The sequence below is a fragment of the Brevibacillus gelatini genome, from assembly GCF_003710935.1.
In the GTDB taxonomy this organism is placed as follows: domain Bacteria; phylum Bacillota; class Bacilli; order Brevibacillales; family Brevibacillaceae; genus Brevibacillus; species Brevibacillus gelatini.
This window is the reverse complement of record NZ_RHHS01000027.1, coordinates 214,856-236,122: the sequence shown is the minus strand read 5'-3', so window position 1 is coordinate 236,122 and position 21,267 is coordinate 214,856. Positions and strand designations below refer to the sequence as shown.

Here is a 21,267-nt window from a genome sequence, read left to right as displayed (position 1 = left end):
GGAATACTGGTGAAAAACAGATTCCATTGACTTCTTCGAATCGTCTGATGGGAAGTGTAGGAGGAATAAGGATGGCCCTAACGGGTTTTTGGATTCGCCAGGTACAATGGCCCTTGATGGAGGTATTGAAGGAAAACCGCACGCGCCCGTACATGCGGGAGCTGCAAGCCGCCCAGCATTTGTCCAGGGAGGAACTGGCAAGCCGCCAGCGCGAAAAGCTGCGCAGTCTGCTCGATCACGCTGTCTCGCACGTGCCAGCCTACATGGCCAATGCTGACGTCTGGCGCGAGTATCGGGACGCGCCCGAACGCTTTTTGCAAAAGCTGCCGCCCCTCGACAAGACGCGTTTTCGCCGCAATCCCGACGCGTACTTGAGCCGCGGGATTCGCACCGACAAGCTGATCCCAAACCGCACGGGCGGCTCCACCGGAGAGCCGACCCGCTTCTACCTCGACCGACCGGCTGTCGAACACTATGAGGCCGCTCGCTGGCTGGGCCTCTCCTGGCATGGCATCCGGATCGGCGACCCGTGTGTCATGCTCTGGGGCTCGCCGCTGGAGCTCAACCGGCAGCAGGCCAGGACATATCGCTGGAAGGAGCGCTGGCTGAAAAACCGCTTGCTGCTCTCCGCCTATGAACTGGACGAACGCAGTCTGGACACGCAGTTGCAGCGTATCAGGCGGTTCCGCCCCGCCTATTTGTACGGCTACGCCTCGGCTCTGTACACACTCGCGCAAATGATGCTGCGCAGAAGGATAACGCTCGGCATCCCGCTCAAAGCGGTCGTCTCCACGGCGGAGAGCTTGCACGAGCATCAGCGCCAGGCGATTGCAGCCGCCTTTGAAGCGCCCGTCGTCAACGAGTACGGCGCGCGCGACGGCGGGATTATCGCCTACCAATGCCCTGCCGGAAACATGCATGCCTTTTCCGAGAACAGTTATTTGGAAGTAGTCGATCCGCTCACGCACATTCCCGTTTTTCCCGGTGTTCCCGGCGCCTTGCTCGTCACGGATTTGCACAACAGAGCGATGCCGCGTCTGCGCTATCAGTTGGGTGACATCGTCGCGCTGTCTGCGAAAACGTGCCCGTGCGGCATTTCGTTTCCGCTGCTCGAAACCATCGACGGCAGGGAGGACGACATGTTCATCTCCCAGCACGGCCATTTCGTACACGGCCACTACTTCAACCACATCGTCCGCAATCTGGAGAGCTTTCGCACCTTCCAGATCGTCCAGCACGAGCCGCAGCGGCTGAGCCTTAGACTCGTGAAGGAGCCGGATCGCTTTTTGCCAGCCGATGAAGCGAAGCTTTTGGCAGGAATCCGCTCCGCGCTCGGCGAGGTGAGCGTACAGGTGTCATACGTCGACCACATCCCGCCTGCCAGCTCGGGAAAAACTCGCTACGCGATCCGCGAATGTCCGCTTACGAGCGTCCAGCCGCCGGAGTAGAGCGCTTCCTGACTTTTTGCAACAGCTCGGAGACGAGCGGCTCGCGCAAAAGCGCCATCACCGCTGCATAGATCACGGCTCCGCCCGCAATACCGATTGGCAAATACAGCCAGACGGACAGAAGCGACAGCCACGGGTCGACGAGCACAATTACCGCGCCCATGATTGCGCAGGCCAAAAGCGTCTTCCCTGCCGTTATGAGAAAGTTCGCCCGGACAGGGCTGCCAACCGCCCTCCAGAGCAGAATGAACAGCAGGAGCGCCTGGAAAATGGCGGATACCGCATTTGCCAGCGCGATGCCGCCGTGTCCCAAGAGCGGGATCAACAGCCAGTTGGCCAGCACGTACACGCCAATGCCGACTCCCCCGATGATGACCGGCGTCTTGGTGTTTTCCAGCGCGTAAAAAGCGCGGGTAAGCAAATCGCGCGCTGCCAGAAAGTACAGCCCCAGTCCGTAAAACGGCAACGCCCAGGCCGTCAAGGCAACCGAGTGTTCATCGAAGGCGCCGCGTTCAAAGGCGAGCCGCACGACTGGCTCGGCATACAGGGCAAGTCCAACCGTGACGGGGACGAGCAGGATGAACAAATACGCAAGTCCTTTTTGCAAAATTTGCTTCATCTCGGCCATCTCTCCCCGTTTCACGTGGCTGGCCAACAGCGGAAACAGCGGCAGCGTAAACGCTCCGACGAAAATCGCCATGGGCATTTGCACGATCTGGTTCGCGTTGGCAAGCGCCGAGACGACTCCGGTTCCAACTCCTTCTGCAAAGCCTCTTTCCATAAAGGTCGTCGCTTGTGCCACGACAGCGCCGATCAAGATCGGAATGACGCGCTCTCCCATTCCTTTTAAGGAAGCGTCGTCACGCCAGGCAAACGACAATCGGTGTCGGTAGCCGAAGCTGCGCAAGGTCGGCAGCATAACAAGCATCGCGGCCAGATAGCCGATGCTCGTCGCGATCGCCAGACCCACTGCTCCGTACAGCGGCACGAGCACGTACATGCCGACAATCACGAGCGCTCCGTTTGCGACCGTCCCCAATGTCGGGGTAAAAAAATGCTGGTGCGCATTGCACAGACTCGACCACAAGCCAGTCAGCCCGATGAACACGGCAGAAGGCCACATCCATTGCAGCATCTCGGCGGTCAGCGTCAGCTTTTCCCCGGACAGGCCGAACATGGCGGCAAGCTGGTGGGAAAAGACGATGCCCAGCACAGACAGCAGTGCGAATATTCCCAGAATGATCGCCAGCATTTTGTGATACAGCTCAACAGTCGGCTCCTGTTTTTCGATCAACCCTCGCATGGTCGGGATCAGCACCGCGTTGATCGCGCCGGGCACGACCAGAAACAGCGTCAGCGGAATCGTCGCGGCGATATTGAACGCATCCGCCTCCATCCCTGTGCCGTACAGACTGGACACGTACACACTGCGAAAAAAGCCCAGCAATCTTCCCACGAGCGTCAGCACGACAATCATGGAAGCAACTCTCAACAAACTCATGACCCAATTCTCCTATTCTCTCGTTCAAAACTATGGTGTCCGTCGCATCGACAGCAATCGGGCACAGCCTGTTCCGTCTCAAACACACCTGTTATCATATCTTATTTCCCGCGTTCCTACCAACCTCTTTCCGCCCCAACTTGCTTGCAGGTTGCCGGATTCATTATAATGGGTAGGTTAATCCCTGCCTGTAGGAGGACTACAAACAAAATGAGAGAAACCGTGTTGAAGTGGGGAAGCCAATCAACCACGTGGTTGTATCTGCTGTTGGCCTATCCGGTAATCGACTATGTGTTGCGAAAGATTCTACCGATTCCCGTCGTTTCGTCTTTTTGGGATGAAGCATTGCTCATCATCCTGATGGCGTTTACGTTCGGCGCCTTTTTGCAAACGAACCGGACCATGCCTGGAATCAAGCATTTGCTCAGTGCGTTTTTCGTCCTCGGCCTTGCCCTGATGGTCACGGACATGGCCAACTGGGAGGCGAGCGTGGAAGGCTTCCGTTCCGTCTACCAGTACATCATCGCTTTTTTGATGGGCTTTTATTTGCTGAAGTCCGCCGATGATCTGGACAAGTTTTTGAAAGGAGTCGCCCTGATCGGCTTTTTTGCTGCGGTCGTCGGGGTGCTGCAAGTCGTAATCGGAGTCAAAACCCCCGAATCGTGGGTGCAGGAAGGCGAAGCGATCACGACACGCGCCTTTTCGTTCGTCACCAGCCCGAACGTGCTCGGAAGCTACATGGCCTTGATCGCGCCCGTGGCCGCCGGACTGTTCATGAAAGCGACCAGCCGCAAGGAAAAATGGGTGTGGGTACTCGTCACCCTGACGACTTTGCTCGCCCTGCTTTTGACCGGATCGCGCGGAGCCTGGTTTGCGCTGGCTTTCGCTCTGTTCATCTGCTTTTACATATGGAACAAGCGGATCGCGGGGTATTTGGTGCTCGCAGGCGTCATCGGGCTCGTAGCCCTGTTCTTCGTACCGGAATCGGTTCCGATGGTAGGCACGGTGAAAAACCGCATTTTCACCCTGTTTACCCCTGAATACTTCGAGTCGAGCAGCCAGGGCGGACGTGTAGGCCGCTGGGGCGAGGCGTATGACAAAATGCGCATCGAGCCGCTGTTTGGCGTCGGGCTCGGCCATCACGGGGGAGCCGTAGCGTCGAGACATTTCGGCACGATCTACTCGGACAGCTACTTCTTCAAAAGTCTCGCCGAGTACGGCCTGATCGGGATTATCCTGCTGGTTTCCCTGGTCGTCTCCATGCTCAAATACGGAGCGGGGCTTGTTCGCAAGTTGCAAGGCTCGCCGCACTTTTTCTCGGTGCTCGGACTGTTTGGCGGGTTGATTGCCGTTGCGACGCACAACCTCGTGGAAAATATTTTCGAGGTGCCGTTCATGGCCCTCTATTTCTGGCTGTTTGGCGGCTTCCTCTGCGCTTTGTACGTCGACCAAACACAAGACAAAAGGTGGTGAACCCATGCGCCGCAATCCTGTTTTCTCTACGATAAGCTGGGCGCTGTACGCCATTGCCCTGTTTTTGATCTACCATTTGCTCGTCAAGCCCGCGTTTCTTGACCTGACGTGGATAGCTTTGCTGATTTTCCTGCCGTTGCTCGCGTTTTGCTACTACGTGATTCATCCATCCGAGCGGCGTCAGGTGGCTGTGTTTACCATCGGATTTTTGCTGCTGGATCGCGCCCTGACCCGCGTGGACGTGAAAACGACAGCGGCTCTCCTGATCGGTGGCGCGGTTGCGATTCTTGTCGTTGCCCTGCTCGCCAGATGGTACGGCCGCTTGAACTGGCGTGCTGTCGGCTCGCTCGTGCTGATTGCCGTGCTGGCCAATGTCACATTCAACCGCTATACATTGACGGCTTTGAGCCATTTCACCGTGCAGTATGAGTCCGGCCGTCTGTACAACGGCGACTGGGTAAACTACTTCCCGATGACGCTGTACGATGTCGATGGCGACGGCAAGATGGAAATCGTCACTTACGGCAATGCCGAGGAACTGCCGTTGCCCGAAAAGACAGAAAAACCGGAAACAGAGGAAGAGAAAAAAGCCTTGGCAGAAAAGCTGCGCCATTTGCAGGCTGAGCCTCTCTCCCTCTATGTATTGACCTGGAAGGACGGCCAGATGGTCCGGATGCCAAACGAGCAAATTCCGGCGGAAGCCATGACACGGATCAAGGAAAAGCTGCCGACCGACTATCCCGGCTTCCCGTATTACACCATGAAGGACGGGCAGCTCGTGCCGAACGTGCAGCGACAAGCGTATTCGGAAGCGATGATGCAGGCAGGTACGACGGCTCACCGCGCCTTTGTGCTCGATCTGAACAACATCGCCAACATGCTGGAACAAAATCAGGGCAGCATGGATGTGCGCCAGGAGCTTGGCAGCAAATACAAAAACTTGCACATCACAAACGGCATGCTGACAGGTACGTATGACGGCAAACCGTTCGGCGGCGCGACGAAAGCTACCAAGCTGCTTTCGACGATGATGCTGCCGGATGGCCGCGAAGGTCTGATTGTCATTGGCGAGCATTTGAGTGTGCTGGCTGTCGAACCGGACGGCACGCTGACAGAAGCGTACCAGTTGACCCGCAAGCAGGCTGAGCTTGCCACAGGCGAGTTCATCCCTGCCGACATCGACCATGACAAAACAGACGAACTGCTCGTAGCAGGACGCCCTTCGTATATCCTGAAGCCAAAACCAGACGGTACCTGGGACATTCTCTGGGCGAGCAATGCTTCCGACAAAAGCTTCCGCTTCACCGGCTTCGCCGCAGTGGGCAGCGACCAGACACCGGAGATCGTCGCCAAGGCGAGAAGCTGGGTCAGCACAACAGACGCGCCTTACCTGTCCGGCTTCGACTACACGCCGGAAGGTTTGAAGCAAAACTGGCGCATTTACTTGCCGCTCATCAACGTCCAGATCGGAGACATCGACGGCGACAAGGAAAACGAAATCGTCGCCTCCATGGAAAATTCGCACCGCATTCTCGTGTTCAAACAGCACAGCATCCCTGTTTTCTGGCTGACCATCGTTCTGTTCGCGGGACTGCTCGTTTACGGAGTCGTAAGGAGGGTTCGCCATGCGTAAACTGACAAAGGCATGGGCACTGCTCGCTGCCGTCTGCACAGCATCCCTGCTCGGCGGCTGCACGTATGAGTCCGGCACGAAGGCATTCGCCACCACCAACTTTGATACGCAGCCAGCGCCGCCGACTACGGCCCAAACCGAATCGGCTGCCGATTGGCTGAAAACCGCTCTGGAAAAAGGAAAAACGGCAGAAGAAGCACAGGCATTCTGGTACAGAGGCCACGTGCTTAACCGCATCCTCGCCCGGACGACGACCAGCATGTTCGACGGAGCCGTCCTCACTGACAAAGGGTACAACGTCGGTACGCGGATCGCCGCACAGCCTTATACGTACTACCGCATCGGCGACAAGCGCTACATCCGAACAAATGATTACTGGGTAACAGCCCCGGACGAGCCGCTCGAATTTGACGTGCTGAAAGGCTTCGAGGACTGGCTGCCGTTCATGGACCGGGCCGTGCAATTGCCGGATGAAAAAGTGATCGGCGTCGTCTGCGTGCCCTTCCAGGTGAAGATGACTGGCGCAGAATGGCTGAAAGACAGCCAAAGCCCGTTGTTTGAACCTTTGAAAAAGCTGGTCGGCGACCGCCCCGACCTCGAATATATTTTGAAAGAATCGACGATCAAGGCGACGTTTTGGTACGGCAAGGAAGATCGCCTGATCCACCAGTACGAGACATGGATCATCTTGCCGCTGCCGGAAGCCGGGACGATGGACCAACAGGTGAAGTTCAACCTGTACAAGTACGGCGACACAGGTGGCATCAACATCAAAGAGCCGGAAGAAGTGGAAAAATATTTGCTGTACTAGGGGCTGGCTTCGCTACAGCCGCTGGCCATAAAAAAATGAGCCTGCTGCGCGTAAATGCGCGGCAGGCTCTGTTATTTTCTGCGTTTCGTCAAGGTATCGCTTTCTTCTTCTTACAGCCCAAGACCGTCTGCTGCTTTGCCGGGTCTTGCCAGGATCAGGCAGTAGACGAAAGCGACTGCGGAGCATATCCCCATTGCCCAGTAGAGCGCCGCCCCGCCGCCTTGCTGGAACAGCCAGCCGCCGACGAGCGAACCAATAATGCCGGAAATGCCGAAAAACAACACAGCCAGCACTGTTTGCCCTGTCGCCTTCCACTCTTCCGGGATGATTTTGTACAAATACTGAATGGTTGCTGTGTAAAACAGGACGAACGTGATGCCTTGCGTCAATTGCAGATAGACAACCCACTCCGCCGAAGGAGCGATTGCGCAAAGCACATAGCGGATTGCATACAGCGCCGAGGCGAGCATGATCAGCTTAAGCTCGCTCCAGCGGGCGAGCAGCTTGGCACTGATCGCAAAAAACGCAACCTCGCTTACCGCCGCCAAAAACCACGCTTGCCCGACATCTCCCGTCGTGCCGCCCAGGCTCTGCACATAGACGCCGAGAAAGCTGTCGTTCGTCCGGTGCGGAGTCGCCGCAATCAGTACGAGCAAAAAGAATCGCTGCGTTTTCGGGTAGAGGATAAACTGCTTCAGTTCCCGCCAGGACAACGACTTGCTGCTGGCAGGCGCGTCTTTCATCACGAGCGCGCACGCGTAGGCAAACACGCCGTAGCCGACAAACAGCCAGACGAGCTGCCCCATCCCCAGCCGATCGAGCGTCCAGCCGATGAACAGCGACGCCGTCGCGTAACCGACTGCGCCAAACGTGCGGATCGAGCCGAAGCTTGTGCCGTGCAGCTCGGCAATCCGGTAGTTGAGACTCTCGGTCAACGGATCAGTCGGCAACAGGAAAAAATACATGGCCCCGACCAGAAGAAACAGCACAAGCAACGACGTCGAGGTAAACAGCAGGATGCCTGCTGCGATGGACAAGCCCAAGGTCAACAGGATGATTCGCTTGATCGTCTTGTAGCGGTCGCTCACCATCCCCCAAAACGGCTGGGACAAAATGCCGATAAACGAGCCTGCGCCGATCAGCACACCGATTTGCGCAGGCGTGACACCGCGATAAGTCAAATAGACGGGCAAAAACGAAATGAAAATGGACAGCAAGGAAAAATAAAAGAAATTGTACGCCCGCAAGCTCAGTATGGCCGTATTCACGTTCCACCCCATCTTTTTGCTAAGAATAAAAGATAGCCTCGCAGCTTTTTTCGCTTCGAGGCTTGGTACACTTTTTTAGCGGCTTACCAGCTCGTTCATCAGTTCGGCAAGCTGTCTCGCCTGCTCGCGGCGCTCGTATGGCTTCACGCGCTCCGCAAAATCGGCCCCGCGCGTCTCGCCGCTGCCCGCCTTCCCGCTGCTCTCTTTCCATTCGCAATACAGCTGCAAGTACGCCTGCTTGATCGCATCCTTGTTTTCCGGATCAGCCACCTGGCCCAGACGGAAGGTTTCGATAATCTCTGTCGCTTCCCCGGCTTTGTTCAGGGCGAGAATCGGGTTGCCGATCCCCATGTATTCGTACAGTTTGCCTGGAATGTACGCCCCTGCGTCAGCGGAAACGTCGCCGATGAGCAGCAGGGCATCGGCTGCTTTCATCAAGCCGAGCGCTTCCTTGTGCGGCAGGTTGCCCAATACGCGAACAATGTCAGCAAGCCCCAGCGCTTCCACGCAGTCCCGGTTTTCCGAATAGCCGGGATAGTCAAACACACCTGCGAAGCTGAGCAGCACGTCTTGCCTGTCCACCTGCCCCTCGTCGATCAGCTCGCGGATTGCTCGCAGCAACAGCCGCGGATTGCGCTTTTGATACAAAATGCCCGCGTAGACCGCATGGAATTTTCCCGGCGCCGCATGACTTGGCACAAGCTCCTGAAAGTCGGCCTGGTCGAAGCCGTTGTAAATCAGCTCCAGCCGCTTGATCCGCTCCTGATGCTTCTCCCGGAAGTTTTTCGCAAAGGTGGCGGTGACGGTCGTAATCGCATCGGCTTTGGCCATCACCCGCGCTTCCATCCGCTCTTCCAGCTGTTCGCGCCAGGCAATGCCAGAGGTGTGCATGTTTTGCGTCCACGGATCGCGGAAATCCGCCACCCATTTGCAGCCGAACTCGTCTGCGAGCTTTTCGGCAATCAAATGGTTGGTAACAGGTCCCGAGGTGGAAAAAATCACGTCGATCTTTTCCCGGCGCATGATTTCCCGGCCGAGCTTGAGCGCATTGGGTAACCAAAGGATTTGGTCGTCCGGGATCAACAAGTACGGCTTGACCTTTTTCAAGACGTTCACGACCTGCTTTTTCACCCGCTGCTTCCACGAGACACGCGGGGCTGCGCTCGCTTGAGCAGTCGAGCCTGCGCCAGAAGCTGCGGTTTGTCCTCTCCCCGGCAGCAGTTGCCACTCTTTTGCCCGATGAATCTTCACCTCGCCTGGAAGCTGCGCCAGAAGCGAAGGATCGAGCGTGGCGTGATAGGTCGGATCGACGGTCAGCACGTGGACGTTCCAACCGAACTCCCCCAAATATTTGGCCATTTTCAACGGTCGGGGAACACCGCCGCCGCCGATGGGCGGAAATATGTAGCATATGATTAACACGTTGTGCGCTTTCATCTTGTAACCGTCCTTCTCGTTTTTACGTTTTCCATTCTACACGATACCACAAGTGCTGTCTTATTGCGAATCTATCGGCCATCTGCTATAGTGAGAATGGTTTTGTTTACGCATGGAAGGCTTGCAGCACTCCCAATGCTGCGGCATCCTTTTTTTCTTTTTGAAAAACAATTGCTCCTCCATGAACAAGCCTCGACAGGGGTTTTCTTGAATAAGATCCGGGTGAATTTACATGAGCAAACTACGCGTCCTCCACGTGATTGGCGGGGGGGAATTTGGCGGTGCGGAACAACATATTCTCAATCTGGTTACGACTTTTCCTGAGGCAGAAGTGGACGTCGCGGTCGTCTGCTTCTACGATGCGCTCTTTGCCGAAAAGCTCCGGGCTGCCGGCATCAAGGTGATGGCGTTGAACCAGTTCGGCCGATTCGACATTCGTCTGCTGCAAGCTTTGCGGCGCACGTTCCTCGCTTTTGGGCCAACGATCATCCATACGCACGGGATCAAGGCCAACTTTTTTTCCCGGCTGGCTGCGCTCGGCATGAAGGTGCCTCTTGTAACGACCGTACACAGCTCGCTGCGCTACGATTACGCAGGCGCACTGGCCTACGCAATCGTCAGCTTGATGGAGCGAAGCACCCGCCACTGGAATCGGCACTACGTCGCCATCAGCGGTGCCATTGCCGATGTCTTGCGCGAGCAGGGCGTGAAACCTTCTGCGATCAGCGTGATTTACAATGGAATGGATTTGTCCTGCTACCAGCAGGAGCAGCTTCGCGAGAGCGACCGCAGCCGTTTTCGTGCAGAGTGGAACGTGCCGCAGGACGCCTTTTTGTTCGGAACCGTAGCGCGATTCGTTCCGGTCAAAGGCTTGCCGATCCTGCTCGATGCCTTTCACGCGCTGGTGCAGGGCAAAAAAGACGCACCTTATCTCGTCCTGGTCGGCGACGGTTCGGAACGTCCGGCGCTGGAGGCAAAAGTACAGGAGCTGGGACTGGCAGATCGCGTCCGTTTTGCCGGGTTTCGCCAGGACATCCCCGCTTGTCTGCATGCCATTGACGGTTTTGTTCACTCTTCCCTGTACGAAGGGCTGGGCTACACGCTTATCGAAGCCATGTCCTCCAAAGTTCCGGTCATCGCGAGCAACGTGGGCGGTGTGAAGGAATTTGTCTACCATGAACGCACCGGGCTGCTCGTTGAGCCGAACGATCCGGCGGCACTGGCTCAGGCAATGGAACAGCTCTGGACTTCCCCGCAGCTGCGGGAGACGCTGGTGCAAAACGCCCTGGAAAAAGTGGAAGCCACTTTCACGATCCGGCAAATGACCGCTCAAATTTTGAGTCTGTATCGCAAGCTGTTGCAGTGAGCGAAGCACGATTGGCTGTCCGAAAGACGCTGCTCGTGCTTTTTTCGCTGCCCTTTTCACGCGATAAAATGTTTGAAGAATCTGTTAATTTGCGGTTGCCACGAAAGGGACAATCTGGTTACATAGAACTGGAACGATTATGAATCGCACGTGAAAGGATGACACGACACATGAAACTTTTTCTCTCGGTAGACATGGAAGGCATCTCCGGCATCGTCGACACCAGCTACATCAATCCTGATTCGGGTGTGAACTACCAGCGCGGCCGCCAGTTCATGACCGACGACGCCAACGCTGTGATCGAAGCAGCGCTTGCCAGTGGCGCGACAGAGATCATCGTCGCGGACAGCCACAATACGATGAACAACATTTTGTGGGAAAAGCTGCATCCGAAAGCGCGGCTGCTCGCTGGCTCGCCTCGCGATTGCTCGATGATGCAGGGACTGGATGAGAGCTTCGATGCCGCCATGTTTATCGGCTACCATACCCGCCAAGGAGTTCCGGGCGTGCTCAGCCACACCATGTCCGGTGTCGTCCGCAACATGTACATCAACGGCCGGGTCGTGGGAGAATTCGGCTTTAACGCGGCAATCGCCGGCCTGTACAACGTTCCGGTCATCATGGTTTCCGGCGACAACCTTATTGCCCAGGAAGCGCGCGAACTGATACCTGGCATCCACACAGCGATTGTCAAGGAAGCGGTGTCGCGCACAGCCGCCATATGCCTGTCGCGCGAGGAAGCGACCGCGGCCTTGCAGGAGCAGACGAAGCTCGCTCTTGGCAACGTATCTGCCATCGCTCCGTTTCAAAACGGTAGCCCGCTTGAAGTGGCGATGGAATTTTCCCACGCCGGACAGGCTGAAATGGCGGCAATCGTCCCCGGCACCCGCTATGAAACAGCGACAAACACCGTTTCTTACAGCACCGCCGATCCCAAGGACATGTACAAAACGATGCGGGCGATGCTGAATCTCGCTTCCGGAGCGGAGTTTTTCTAGGACGCGCACAAGGTTCTCGCAAATAGGAAAAGGCATGGCCAAGCGCCGTGCCTTTTTCGCTCTATTAGGAGCTTTTTCTCTTTCTTCCTTTTCTCGTCCGCAACCGCCGTTTTCGTTTCGCCGCTGCCCGCAGCTTTTCTTTTGCTTTCGCCCGCTTCTTTTGCCTGTTGCCCATGCCGCTGTTTGACGCCCGAGAGCCCGGCCCGCCGCCAACGGCGTGCTGCTGCTTCGTATTGCTGCTCTCAATCGCGGCATTGGTGCCACCCGTGCTGTAGGTTCCGCCGCCGCCCGCTACCTGTGTCGCCGATGCATCCGCGTGGCGTCTGCCCAGCTTGACAATCTGGTCATTGATAACCACTACGGCTTCTTGTCCATTTCTTGCCTCTCTGAGCTTCCCTCGCCACTCCCTTTGTCCTCCAGTTATTCCGCTGTTTTTTGCTTTTCCCCCTGCCCCTACGCTTTGCTGCTGCTTCGTGTTGGCAGAAGCGATGGCAGCATTATTTCCCGCTGCACTGCTTCGTCCTGCACCACTTGCAATTTGCGTTGTATTGGGCGCATTCGTAAACTGGGCATTGAGCACAACGACAACTCTTCTGCTGTCGTTAAGAGTGGTTCTTACAACCATTCGTTTTTTGCCTTTCTGATAAATCACGGTCAATTTGTCTTTTGAACGACGCATGAGCTGTTCATTCCTTTTTGCATCATAGAGTCTACTATATAGGAATGCAGCGAACGGACAAAGCGTGTTGGACAAATGGTGCCACCTCGCGCAAAAAGGCGAATGCGCTAAATGAAAAAACAGACCCATCAAATGGGCCTGTCCGTCGTTTTTGGCTTTTACAGTTTGCGAACGTTTGTCGCCTGTGGGCCGCGTTGGCCGTTTTCCACTTCAAACTCGACCTCTTGGCCTTCCTCCAGGGATTTGTACCCTTCTTCCTGAATCGCGGAAAAGTGGACGAACACATCATCCGCACCATCCCGCTCGATAAAACCGAAGCCTTTTTCGCTGTTGAACCATTTTACTCTACCACGTTCCATTTTTGCCTCCTAGCATGTATCCCTTACATGACATTGAAATGTGATGATCCTTACCCGGTTACTATTGCCAGAAACGAAACGGGTTATACATCCAAAAACAGGTTGCGGTAAAAATGGCGCTGCCAGACGAAAAAAAGGCCGGGCTTCATCAAATGCGCACGACAGTAGCCTTGCTGACCGAGTCGCGCGGGATGCGGTTTTTCGTATCGAACAAAATCGCGGAGTCCGCCATTTGTGCGGCTACGTCATCCCAGTTTACCTCTGCAAACTGTTTTTGCACCGCGGTCAAAATGAGGGCGTCGGCACCGCGAACGGCTTCCTCCAGGCTGTCTTTTTTGTGTTCGTAAGCAGTCGGTACTGCCGGATCATACGAGCGCACCTCGACGCCCTTGGCGAGCAGCAGTCTGATGATGTCGTGCACAGGGCTGACGCGGTCGTCGTTGGAGAAGTCCTTCATCGCGAGGCCCAATACGGCTACACGGCTGTCTGCGAGCGTCTTGCCTTTTTCCTGCAACGCTTTTTCCAGCATGCCGATCAGCACTTCCGGCACAGCGTCGTTGGTCATGCGCGCCTGCTGCAAGATCGGCAACGACACGCCCAACTCGCGTGCTTTTGGCTGCAGATAATACAGGGCGTTCGGCAGGCAGAAGCCGCCAACGCCAGGACCAGGCGTCAACAGGTTCACGCGCTTGTGCGTGTTGGCAACTTTAATCAGCTCGAACGTGTCGATTCCGAACGCCTCGGAGAAGCGGGCAAACTCTTGCACCATTGCGATATTGACGTCGCGCTGAATGTTTTCGATAACTTTGGCGGTTTCGACAACGCGGATGTCCGAGATGGTAATGTCTGTTTCGCTGATGAAGGAAAGCAGCTCTTTTCCTTTCGCAGCGCTTTGCTCATTGATGCCGCCAAGCACGAGCGGCATGTGGATGAACTCTTCAAAAGCCCGTCCTTCGGCAATCCGTTCGGAGCAGTACGTCAAGTAAAAATCAACGCCCGCGACAAGGCCGCTCACTTCTTCAAGAATCGGCTTCAGCACTTCTTCTGTAGTTCCTGGAATCACGGTACTGCGAATCATGACTGTATCGCCCTTTTTCAGCACGCTGCCGAGCGATTGGGCACAGCTTTTCAATGGTCCGAGATCCGGGTCGCCGTTATGCACCGGCAAACCGACCGTCACAATATAATGATCGACTTCCGCAGCTGCTTCCTCGTAGGAGGTTGTCGCACGGAAACGCTTTGCTTCAATTTGTTCCTTGAGAATCTCCGGCAAGGTTTTCCCCTGATAGGACTCCAAATGGTGGGAATGGGCCGCATTAATTTCATCCACGACGTGAGGCAAGGCGTCAACGCCGACGACGTTTGCTCCCTTCATGGCATAGGTAAGAGCAAGCGGCAAGCCAACAAACCCTAATCCCACTACAGCTACGCGCACAGGCTGAGTCATTGCGTATCTCCTCTTTCACGTTCTCTAAGGTAAGGTCCGGGCAACCATACGGTCACGCGGCCAACTAGCATATTGCTTATGACAGATAGTAAATGCCCGCAGCGATAAAAACTACGCACAATCCTATGAGGACCTTGTACAACGTTTCCAAGGCTGCTCCTCCCCATGATTCATATTGTCGGCTTCGGCCCTGTCCAAAAGGGCATAGGACCGCACCCGTCTGGGCTCTCTGCCAAATCCTAATTATACTCTCGATTGAAATATCGTTCAACAAGGGTTTGTTTTCATGCCGAGCCGGAAGTATCCAAAAAAACAGTAAGCGGCCCGGTCACGTAAACCTGACAGGCAAGCCGATACCCTTGCTCAATGGCCTCACCGAGACGGTATTGCTCGGTATCAGACGGCGGAGGAGCCGAGCCTGCTGGTATATTCATCCTGACCATGCAAGTTCGGCACTTTCCCGTCGTGCAGAAAAAATCAATGGGCAGCTGCGAGCGCACCAAGGCCATCAGCAAGTTTTCCCCCTGCGTCAGCAAGATACTGTGCTCCTTGCCGTTTGCCCATACCGTTACTGCGAATTGCTCCGGACGATTGCTTCCCACACGCTTCCCTCCCCGCTCCTGCTCGAAATGACAGCCCCTTACTTGAACAGACTCGCCCCGATAATATAAGAAAAGCCGATGGACAGGACCATCGCGATGAAGCCGATCGCCCTGTTGTCATTGGCTATTTCCTCATCGACCTTGAACGAGGGGGTCATGAATTCAAAAATAAAGTAAGCGATCAGAAGCAAGCAAAAACCGAATGAACCCCAGATCAAAGCCTGCCCTAAAGAAAGATTCGCCTGAATCGAATAGCGGAAAACATTGGCAATGCCAAAAATTTTCCCGCCTGTTGCCATCGCGACGGCCATGTTTCCGCGTTTCAGCTCTGCCCAGACCCGATAGCGCGTCACCAGTTCGAAAATCGCCAAAAACAAAATCATCGCAAGTCCGGTGACGGTAAAGTAAGCGGCCGTTGCAAAATATGGATTATGCAGAAGGCTCTCCATGGAATCTCCTCCCGACATCTCTATTTCAGTTCGGCAATGGTCGCGCCAACGCCGCCTTCACCCTGTCCGCCCAGGCGGAAGGATTTGACGTTGCGATGGTTTCTCAAATATTCATGCACACCTTTGCGCAAAACGCCTGTTCCGTGTCCGTGAATAATGGAAACCGTGTGCAGTCCTGCCAGAAGCGCATCGTCGAGAAACTGGTCCATTTCCCGAATGGCATCCTCCACGTTGTATCCGCGCAAGTCGAGGTCCATTTTGATGCTGGCCGTCCTGCGTTTGACAGAGGTGTATGGTGCTGCTTGCGGCTTTTGTGTAATCGAGTTTTGCACGTTCATGTCTTCGCGTCTGACCTTCATTTTCATAATCCCGATCTGAACGAGGAACTCGTCGTTGTTCACCTTTTCCAGCACCGTGCCTTTTTGGCCGAAGGTGGTGACCATGACTTCATCGCCCACCTTGATCTGGGTGGCACGAACGGCCTTGGCCGGCTTTTTCACTTTTTCCTTTTCCAGCTCCAGCACGGCATTGCCCAGCCGTTTTTTCGCATCGATCAGCCGATGCTCCTTGATCTCTACGCCTTCGTCTCTCATCTCGCGCAGCTCGCGAATGATCGCTTCCGCCTCTTCTTTTGCCAACTGAACGGCGATCCGCGCTTCGTCTTCCGCCCGTTCCATCAGCTTGTTTTTCTCTTCGGCAAACCGGGCGCGTTCTTCCTCCAGTTGACGGCGCAATTCTTCTGCTTCTTTTCTCGCCGCCGCGGCTGCCTGTCTGTCCGCCTCGGCGGATTTGCGGTTGCGCTCCAGGGAAGCGATCATGCTCTCCACCTGGTTGTCTTCCTCACTGATGGAGCCGCGCGCCACCTCGATGATTGCCTCCGGCAGTCCGAGCCGTCTGGCGATGGCAAATGCGTTGGAGCGTCCCGGCACGCCGACGAGCAAGCGGTATGTCGGGCGCAAGGTCTGCACGTCAAATTCCACGCTGGCATTGATGACCTCCGGCCTGTCGTACGCATACGCCTTCAGCTCACTGTAGTGCGTAGTCGCAACCAGTCTCGCTCCGGAGTCGATCACGTGGTCGATGATCGACATGGCGAGCGCCGCTCCTTCTGTCGGGTCGGTACCCGCTCCCAGCTCGTCAAACAGCACGAGGCTTTTTTCGTCCATTTTTTCCAGGATCGAAATGATGTTTTTCATATGGCTGGAAAAGGTGGACAGGCTTTGCTCGATGGACTGTTCATCGCCAATGTCGGCAAACACGGAAGAAAACACGGTCATCTCGCTTTCCTCTTCTGCTGGAATGTGCAGTCCCGCCATTGCCATCAGTGACAACAGCCCGATCGTTTTCAGCGAGACAGTCTTCCCGCCTGTGTTCGGCCCGGTCACGACGATGGCCTGGTAATCGCCGCCCAGCTCGACGTCGACAGGAACGACGACCTCTCGCGGAATCAGCGGGTGGCGTGCTTTTTTCAAATTCAAATAGCCGCGGTCGTTCAGCTTGGGACAGACGGCTTTCATGCTCCAGGCAAGCTGGGCCTTGGCGAACATGAAGTCAAGCTCGGTCAGCGCGTCGACATTTTCGACGAGCGCTTCCACGGCAAAAGCGACTTGCTCGGTGAGCAGGTACAAAATCCGCTCTACCTCGCGTTCTTCCCGCAGCCGCAGTTCACGCAGCTTGTTGTTCATCGACACGATCACTTCCGGCTCGATAAACAGCGTAGCACCGGAAGCGGACTGGTCGTGGACGATTCCGCCGAACACATGGCGGTATTCCTGCTTCACGGGAATGACAAAGCGATCACCGCGAATGGTGACGATGCTTTCCATCAGCATTTTTTGGTAAGAGGAGGAGCGCGTCATCTGTTCCAGCTTTTCCCGAATGCGCGACTCCACCTGCCTGATTTCCTGACGTACCTGGCGCAGCTCCATGCTGGCGCTGTCCATGACCTCTCCGCTTTCGTCAATACAGCGGCGAATTTCCATTTCCAGCTCGCGCAAGCCTTCGATGCGCTCCGCTTGCTGCTTCAAGAGCGGCATTTCGTGGTCCTCGCACATGTCCAGCAAAAACGTTTTCAAACGGCGCCCCGCCATGACGGTGCTGGCGATGTCCAACAGCTCCATCGGCGATAGCATCGCATTCAGCCTGGCTCGCTGCACAGAACTGCGGATGTCGCGAATGCCGCCGAGCGGAGCGCTGCCTTTCAGACGAAGGACAGTGGCCGCCTCCTCGGTGCCCTGCTGGGCGATTTTCACTTCGTCCAGCCGCACGAAGGGGGTCAGTTCCGCTGCTTTTTCTTTTCCATATGTGCAAGATGCCTTGTCGACTAACAGGGCGATAATTTTATCGTATTCCAAAGTTTTTAATACCCGTTGTTCCACTGTATCCTCCTTATTTGCTCATCGGCGACCGTCGGACTTAAGCGGATAAGTACAACGGTCTGAACTTCAATCACTGCGATTTCCTCATTATATCATGTCAGCCGTTTCAAGGATAATTTTACACGCACCCGCTTTGGCATAGTTCAGCGCGGAAATAGCCAGAATGAAAATGAACCAATCCAAAAGGAGGAGTTTCCATGACGATCATGCGTCATCTCGTCCGTTTCGTAGTCGCTGCCGTCGTCCTGATGTTCGTCGGCTTTCTGGTACCCGGGTTTTCGGTAAACAGCTTCTGGACTGCCTTTCTTGCCGCTGTCGTAATCGCCCTTTTGGGCTGGGTCGTGGAAGCCATGTTCGGAGATCGTATTTCCCCATACAATCGCGGAATCATCGGTTTCCTCGTCAGCGCTGTCGTGATCTACCTGACACAGTTTATCGTCTCCGGCTTCGAAGTCACGGTCATCGGAGCGCTTCTCGCGTCTTTGGTCATCGGGATTATCGACCTGTTCATTCCGATCAAGACCCATATGGACATGCGCAATGGAGATGCCGGAAACAAGCAGGAAACCTAAGCTTGATTCAAGCGAAAAGAGCCAACCCGTCACACGCGGGCTGGCTCTTTTCTTCAATCTATCGGCTTTTCATTTGCGTCTTCCTGAAGGATCTTCAGCAGTTCCTCGTACTCCTGCCGCAAGCGGAAGTATTCATCCGCGATGTTCACTGCGGAGAGTACAGCAATTTTAGCGGTGTCCAGTCGATGGTTGCCGTTCGCGATTTCGTTCATCTTGTCATCAACGAAACCGGCCACCATGCGTATGTGATTGACACTTGCCTTCCCACTGAGCCGGTATTGTTGGCCGAAGATCTCCACCGTCAAACGATTTTTCCCATCACCTTGCACGAGGGGTTCCTCCCTACTGCGACCTTTGCTCTACTGTATCCTTTTTAGGTTACTGAAAATGTCAGAGTTCGTCAAGCCGTCTTACATTCGCAGTTCGGCACCCGTCCTGTTTTTCAGCGCCTCGACAACAGCCGTTGTCACCTGCTGAATTTCTTCATCCTGCAAGGTACGCTCCGCATGGCGGAACACGAGAGCAAACGCCATGCTCTTCTTGTCCTGTGCGATCCGATCGCCTGTGTACACATCAAACAGGGTCAACGATTCCAAAAGCTCGCCTGCCGCTTCGCGAATCGTCGCTTCCAGCGCACCCGCAGGCACGCTGCGATCAACGACCAGCGCCAGGTCGCGCGTTACCGCCGGGAACTTCGGCAACGGGTTGTAGTGTCCAACCTCGGCAGCCGCTTCGATCAGCAACGCCACATCCAACTGGAACACGTACGTTTCAGACAGATCGTACGCTTTTTCGGTAACGGGGTGTACTTGCCCCAGATAACCCAACCGTTTGTCGCCTACCCATACTTCCGCTGTGCGGCCAGGGTGCATGCCGGCAATGTCCGCTGCCGCTTTGTACTGGGCTGTGTGAATGCCGAGACGGTCCAGGAGCGAATCGACAATCCCTTTTACCTGATAAAAGTCTACAGGCTGTTTTGCGCCCATCCAGTTTTGCGGCAAAAGCTGTCCAGTCAGCGCACCTGCCACGTACAAACGCTCTTCCGGAAGCTGTGTCAGCGACTCCTCGCGAGTCAAAAACACGCGGCCCAGCTCAAAAATGGCGACGTCGTGGTTTTGCCGGTTTTTGTTGTACGCGACCGTTTCCAACAGACTTGGGATGAGGCTGGTGCGCAGTGTGCTGTGCTCCTCGCTCATCGGCATCATGAGGGACACCGGGTTTACTTTTTCCTGGTGCAAACCTGCTACTGCCTCTACGCGATCCGGGTGCACCAGCGCGTAGGAAATCGCCTCGTGCAAGCCTGTGCCGATCAGGTGGTGGCGAATCGTACGGCGCAGCTTTTGCTCGCGCGTCAGCTGCCCTTGCGTGGTCGTGCCTGACGGCAGGCTGGTCGGGATGTTATCGTAGCCGTACAGACGCGCTACTTCCTCCACCAAATCCTCCGGCAGCGTAATGTCGCCGCGTCTGGTCGGCACGGTAACGGTCCAGCTGTCGCCTTCCTGTGTGAACGGGAATTGCAAACGGGTAAAAATCGGGGAAACGTCTGCCGCAGTCAGGTTTGTTCCCAGATGCTGATTGATTTTGGCCAATGTCACCGTTACGACTGCCGGCTTCGCTTCGCTTACGACTGCGGAGCGGATGCCTTTGGACACGGTCGCCCCGGACAGTTGCTGGATCAAGGCCGCAGCGCGCTCTCCCGCTTCCTGCACGCGCGCCTGATCGACACCTTTTTCCCAGCGGACACAGCCTTCTGTGCGCATACCGAGTGTGCGTGCCGTGCGGCGTACGGTTTTTGGCGTGAACCAGGCTGCTTCCAGAATAATTTCCTTCGTCTCGTTCGTAATCTCGGAGTTGGCTCCGCCCATCACGCCGGCAATTGCCAAGCCTTTTGCCGGGTCGGCGATCAGGAGCGTCTGCTCATCCAGTTCGCGCTCCTGGTCATCCAAGGTCACGAGCTTTTCCCCTGGGTTCGCCAGGCGGACAACAATTTTGCGCTCCTGAACCTGTTCGGCATCAAAAGCGTGCAGCGGCTGCCCGTACTCCAGCAAAACGTAGTTGGTTACGTCCACCACGTTGTTGATCGGACGAATGCCCGCTGCCATCAGGCGATTTTTCATCCATTGCGGGGAAGACGCGATTTTCGCATTGGTAAAATGGCGTCCGTGGTACTGGTAGCATTCGTTTTCGGCTGCAATCGTGACTTGCAGCGGGTTTTCCTCGCCGTCTTCGGTCAGCTCGATCTCTGGCAGCACCACTTCTTTGCCCAAAATGGCGGCCACCTCGTAGGCAACGCCGAGCATGCTCAGGCAGTCAGAGCGGTTTGGCGTCAGGCCAAGCTCCAGCACGTAATCGTCCAGACCAAGGTAGGAGACCGCATCCATCCCGATTTCCGCGTCCTCCGGCAATACCATGATGCCTTCCTGCTGGTCTTTTGCCAGCAGCTTGTCGTTAAGACCCAGCTCTTTTGCCGAGCAGATCATGCCCTGGGATTCCACCCCGCGCAGCTTCGAGCGCTTGATGGTAAGACCTCCAGGCAGTTTGGCGCCGATCAGCGCGACGGGCACCTTTTGCCCTTTGGCTACGTTTGGCGCACCGCAGACGATTTGCAGGTCTTCGCCTTGTCCTGCATCGACCACGCACACGCTCAGACGGTCTGCGTCCGGATGCTTGCTGCGCTCTTTTACATAGCCGATCACCACGCCGGAAACTCCTGCGTTGCGCGATTCTACTGCGTCTACCTCGATCCCGCTGCGAGTCAGCTTTTCAGCCAGCTCCTGCGGTGTCGTTCCACTCAGATCGACGTATTCGGATAACCATTGATACGATACCTTCATCTTTGCCTCTCC

18 protein-coding genes are annotated in these 21,267 nt (G+C 55.7%); 7 read left to right on the top strand and 11 right to left on the bottom strand.

Going from position 1 to position 21,267, the window contains the following annotated elements; translation table 11 throughout:
- Positions 1–71: 71 nt before the first annotated feature.
- Positions 72–1,448, top strand: a complete 1,377-nt coding sequence (locus EDM57_RS11800; protein ID WP_122904959.1) for a phenylacetate--CoA ligase family protein — start codon at positions 72–74, stop codon at positions 1,446–1,448.
- Here EDM57_RS11800 and murJ read toward each other — a convergent pair.
- Positions 1,423–2,949, bottom strand: coding sequence for a murein biosynthesis integral membrane protein MurJ (gene murJ / locus EDM57_RS11795; protein WP_122904958.1), 1,527 nt, complete (start codon positions 2,947–2,949; stop codon positions 1,423–1,425). The two genes, EDM57_RS11800 and murJ, sit on opposite strands and share 26 nt — an antisense overlap.
- A 210-nt stretch (positions 2,950–3,159) precedes the next feature.
- Here murJ and EDM57_RS11790 point away from each other — a divergent pair, with 210 nt between their 5' ends.
- From EDM57_RS11790 to EDM57_RS11780, 3 genes are read left to right on the top strand one after another with little or no spacing between them, the layout of a single operon-like run.
- A complete protein-coding gene (locus tag EDM57_RS11790) occupies positions 3,160–4,422 on the top strand; it encodes an O-antigen ligase family protein (protein ID WP_122904957.1) in 1,263 nt (420 codons plus the stop codon).
- A 4-nt stretch (positions 4,423–4,426) separates the two neighbouring features.
- A complete protein-coding gene (locus EDM57_RS11785) occupies positions 4,427–6,055 on the top strand; it encodes a hypothetical protein (RefSeq protein ID WP_122904956.1) in 1,629 nt (542 codons plus the stop codon).
- Positions 6,048–6,866: a hypothetical protein gene (locus EDM57_RS11780; RefSeq protein ID WP_122904955.1), complete on the top strand. Its 819-nt coding sequence runs from the start codon at positions 6,048–6,050 to the stop codon at positions 6,864–6,866. The genes EDM57_RS11785 and EDM57_RS11780 overlap by 8 nt, the downstream gene beginning before the upstream one ends.
- 110 nt (positions 6,867–6,976) lie before the next feature.
- Here the strand turns inward: EDM57_RS11780 and EDM57_RS11775 are convergent, their stop codons facing one another.
- Both EDM57_RS11775 and EDM57_RS11770 read right to left on the bottom strand, forming a co-directional pair.
- Positions 6,977–8,134, bottom strand: a complete 1,158-nt coding sequence (locus EDM57_RS11775; RefSeq protein WP_122904954.1) for an MFS transporter — start codon at positions 8,132–8,134, stop codon at positions 6,977–6,979.
- Positions 8,135–8,209: 75 nt separating this feature from the next.
- Positions 8,210–9,571 carry a glycosyltransferase family 4 protein gene (locus EDM57_RS11770; RefSeq protein ID WP_122904953.1) on the bottom strand — a complete coding sequence of 454 codons (1,362 nt, stop codon included), beginning with the start codon at positions 9,569–9,571 and terminating at the stop codon, positions 8,210–8,212.
- A gap of 232 nt (positions 9,572–9,803) precedes the next feature.
- Here EDM57_RS11770 and EDM57_RS11765 point away from each other — a divergent pair, with 232 nt between their 5' ends.
- Both EDM57_RS11765 and EDM57_RS11760 read left to right on the top strand, forming a co-directional pair.
- Positions 9,804–10,937, top strand: a complete 1,134-nt coding sequence (locus tag EDM57_RS11765) for a glycosyltransferase (protein ID WP_122904952.1) — start codon at positions 9,804–9,806, stop codon at positions 10,935–10,937.
- 170 nt (positions 10,938–11,107) lie between these two features.
- Positions 11,108–11,935, top strand: coding sequence for a M55 family metallopeptidase (locus EDM57_RS11760; RefSeq protein ID WP_122904951.1), 828 nt, complete (start codon positions 11,108–11,110; stop codon positions 11,933–11,935).
- A 64-nt stretch (positions 11,936–11,999) separates the two neighbouring features.
- Here the strand turns inward: EDM57_RS11760 and EDM57_RS11755 are convergent, their stop codons facing one another.
- The 6 genes from EDM57_RS11755 to EDM57_RS11725 form a co-directional block, all read right to left on the bottom strand.
- Positions 12,000–12,614: a hypothetical protein gene (locus EDM57_RS11755; RefSeq protein WP_122904950.1), complete on the bottom strand. Its 615-nt coding sequence runs from the start codon at positions 12,612–12,614 to the stop codon at positions 12,000–12,002.
- A 158-nt stretch (positions 12,615–12,772) separates the two neighbouring features.
- The gene (locus tag EDM57_RS11750; protein ID WP_122904949.1) at positions 12,773–12,973 is read right to left on the bottom strand and encodes a cold-shock protein; all 201 of its coding nucleotides are present in this window, start codon (positions 12,971–12,973) and stop codon (positions 12,773–12,775) included.
- A gap of 148 nt (positions 12,974–13,121) precedes the next feature.
- Positions 13,122–14,420 (bottom strand): nucleotide sugar dehydrogenase, encoded by a 1,299-nt coding sequence (locus tag EDM57_RS11745; RefSeq protein WP_122904948.1) that lies wholly within the window; start codon positions 14,418–14,420, stop codon positions 13,122–13,124.
- A 284-nt stretch (positions 14,421–14,704) separates the two neighbouring features.
- Positions 14,705–15,022 (bottom strand): 2Fe-2S iron-sulfur cluster-binding protein, encoded by a 318-nt coding sequence (locus EDM57_RS11735; RefSeq protein WP_122904946.1) that lies wholly within the window; start codon positions 15,020–15,022, stop codon positions 14,705–14,707.
- Between the two features lie 38 nt (positions 15,023–15,060).
- Positions 15,061–15,471, bottom strand: a complete 411-nt coding sequence (locus EDM57_RS11730) for a DUF350 domain-containing protein (protein WP_122904945.1) — start codon at positions 15,469–15,471, stop codon at positions 15,061–15,063.
- 20 nt (positions 15,472–15,491) lie between these two features.
- Positions 15,492–17,849 (bottom strand): endonuclease MutS2, encoded by a 2,358-nt coding sequence (locus tag EDM57_RS11725; RefSeq protein WP_122904944.1) that lies wholly within the window; start codon positions 17,847–17,849, stop codon positions 15,492–15,494.
- A 197-nt stretch (positions 17,850–18,046) separates the two neighbouring features.
- On the opposite strand from EDM57_RS11725, the gene EDM57_RS11720 reads away from it, so the two are divergent.
- Positions 18,047–18,421 (top strand): phage holin family protein, encoded by a 375-nt coding sequence (locus tag EDM57_RS11720; RefSeq protein ID WP_122904943.1) that lies wholly within the window; start codon positions 18,047–18,049, stop codon positions 18,419–18,421.
- A gap of 53 nt (positions 18,422–18,474) precedes the next feature.
- On the opposite strand, the gene zapA is transcribed toward EDM57_RS11720, so the two are convergent.
- Entirely contained in the window at positions 18,475–18,750 is a 276-nt protein-coding gene (zapA, locus tag EDM57_RS11715; protein ID WP_122904942.1) for a cell division protein ZapA, read from the bottom strand.
- Between the two features lie 81 nt (positions 18,751–18,831).
- Entirely contained in the window at positions 18,832–21,255 is a 2,424-nt protein-coding gene (pheT, locus tag EDM57_RS11710; protein WP_122904941.1) for a phenylalanine--tRNA ligase subunit beta, read from the bottom strand.
- Positions 21,256–21,267 lie beyond the last annotated feature (12 nt).

Excerpts from the sequence above, each read along its gene's own strand:
- EDM57_RS11765 (WP_122904952.1), top strand. The coding sequence starts at position 9,804 with ATGAGCAAACTACGCGTCCTCCACGTGATTGGCGGGGGGGAATTTGGC.
- EDM57_RS11745 (WP_122904948.1), bottom strand. The coding sequence starts at position 14,420 with ATGACTCAGCCTGTGCGCGTAGCTGTAGTGGGATTAGGGTTTGTTGGC.
- EDM57_RS11720 (WP_122904943.1), top strand. The coding sequence starts at position 18,047 with ATGACGATCATGCGTCATCTCGTCCGTTTCGTAGTCGCTGCCGTCGTC.
- EDM57_RS11730 (WP_122904945.1), bottom strand. The coding sequence starts at position 15,471 with ATGGAGAGCCTTCTGCATAATCCATATTTTGCAACGGCCGCTTACTTT.
- EDM57_RS11790 (WP_122904957.1), top strand. The coding sequence starts at position 3,160 with ATGAGAGAAACCGTGTTGAAGTGGGGAAGCCAATCAACCACGTGGTTG.
- murJ (WP_122904958.1), bottom strand. The coding sequence starts at position 2,949 with ATGAGTTTGTTGAGAGTTGCTTCCATGATTGTCGTGCTGACGCTCGTG.
- EDM57_RS11780 (WP_122904955.1), top strand. The coding sequence starts at position 6,048 with ATGCGTAAACTGACAAAGGCATGGGCACTGCTCGCTGCCGTCTGCACA.
- EDM57_RS11770 (WP_122904953.1), bottom strand. The coding sequence starts at position 9,571 with ATGAAAGCGCACAACGTGTTAATCATATGCTACATATTTCCGCCCATC.
- EDM57_RS11750 (WP_122904949.1), bottom strand. The coding sequence starts at position 12,973 with ATGGAACGTGGTAGAGTAAAATGGTTCAACAGCGAAAAAGGCTTCGGT.
- EDM57_RS11800 (WP_122904959.1), top strand. The coding sequence starts at position 72 with ATGGCCCTAACGGGTTTTTGGATTCGCCAGGTACAATGGCCCTTGATG.
- EDM57_RS11755 (WP_122904950.1), bottom strand. The coding sequence starts at position 12,614 with ATGCGTCGTTCAAAAGACAAATTGACCGTGATTTATCAGAAAGGCAAA.
- pheT (WP_122904941.1), bottom strand. The coding sequence starts at position 21,255 with ATGAAGGTATCGTATCAATGGTTATCCGAATACGTCGATCTGAGTGGA.
- EDM57_RS11760 (WP_122904951.1), top strand. The coding sequence starts at position 11,108 with ATGAAACTTTTTCTCTCGGTAGACATGGAAGGCATCTCCGGCATCGTC.
- EDM57_RS11785 (WP_122904956.1), top strand. The coding sequence starts at position 4,427 with ATGCGCCGCAATCCTGTTTTCTCTACGATAAGCTGGGCGCTGTACGCC.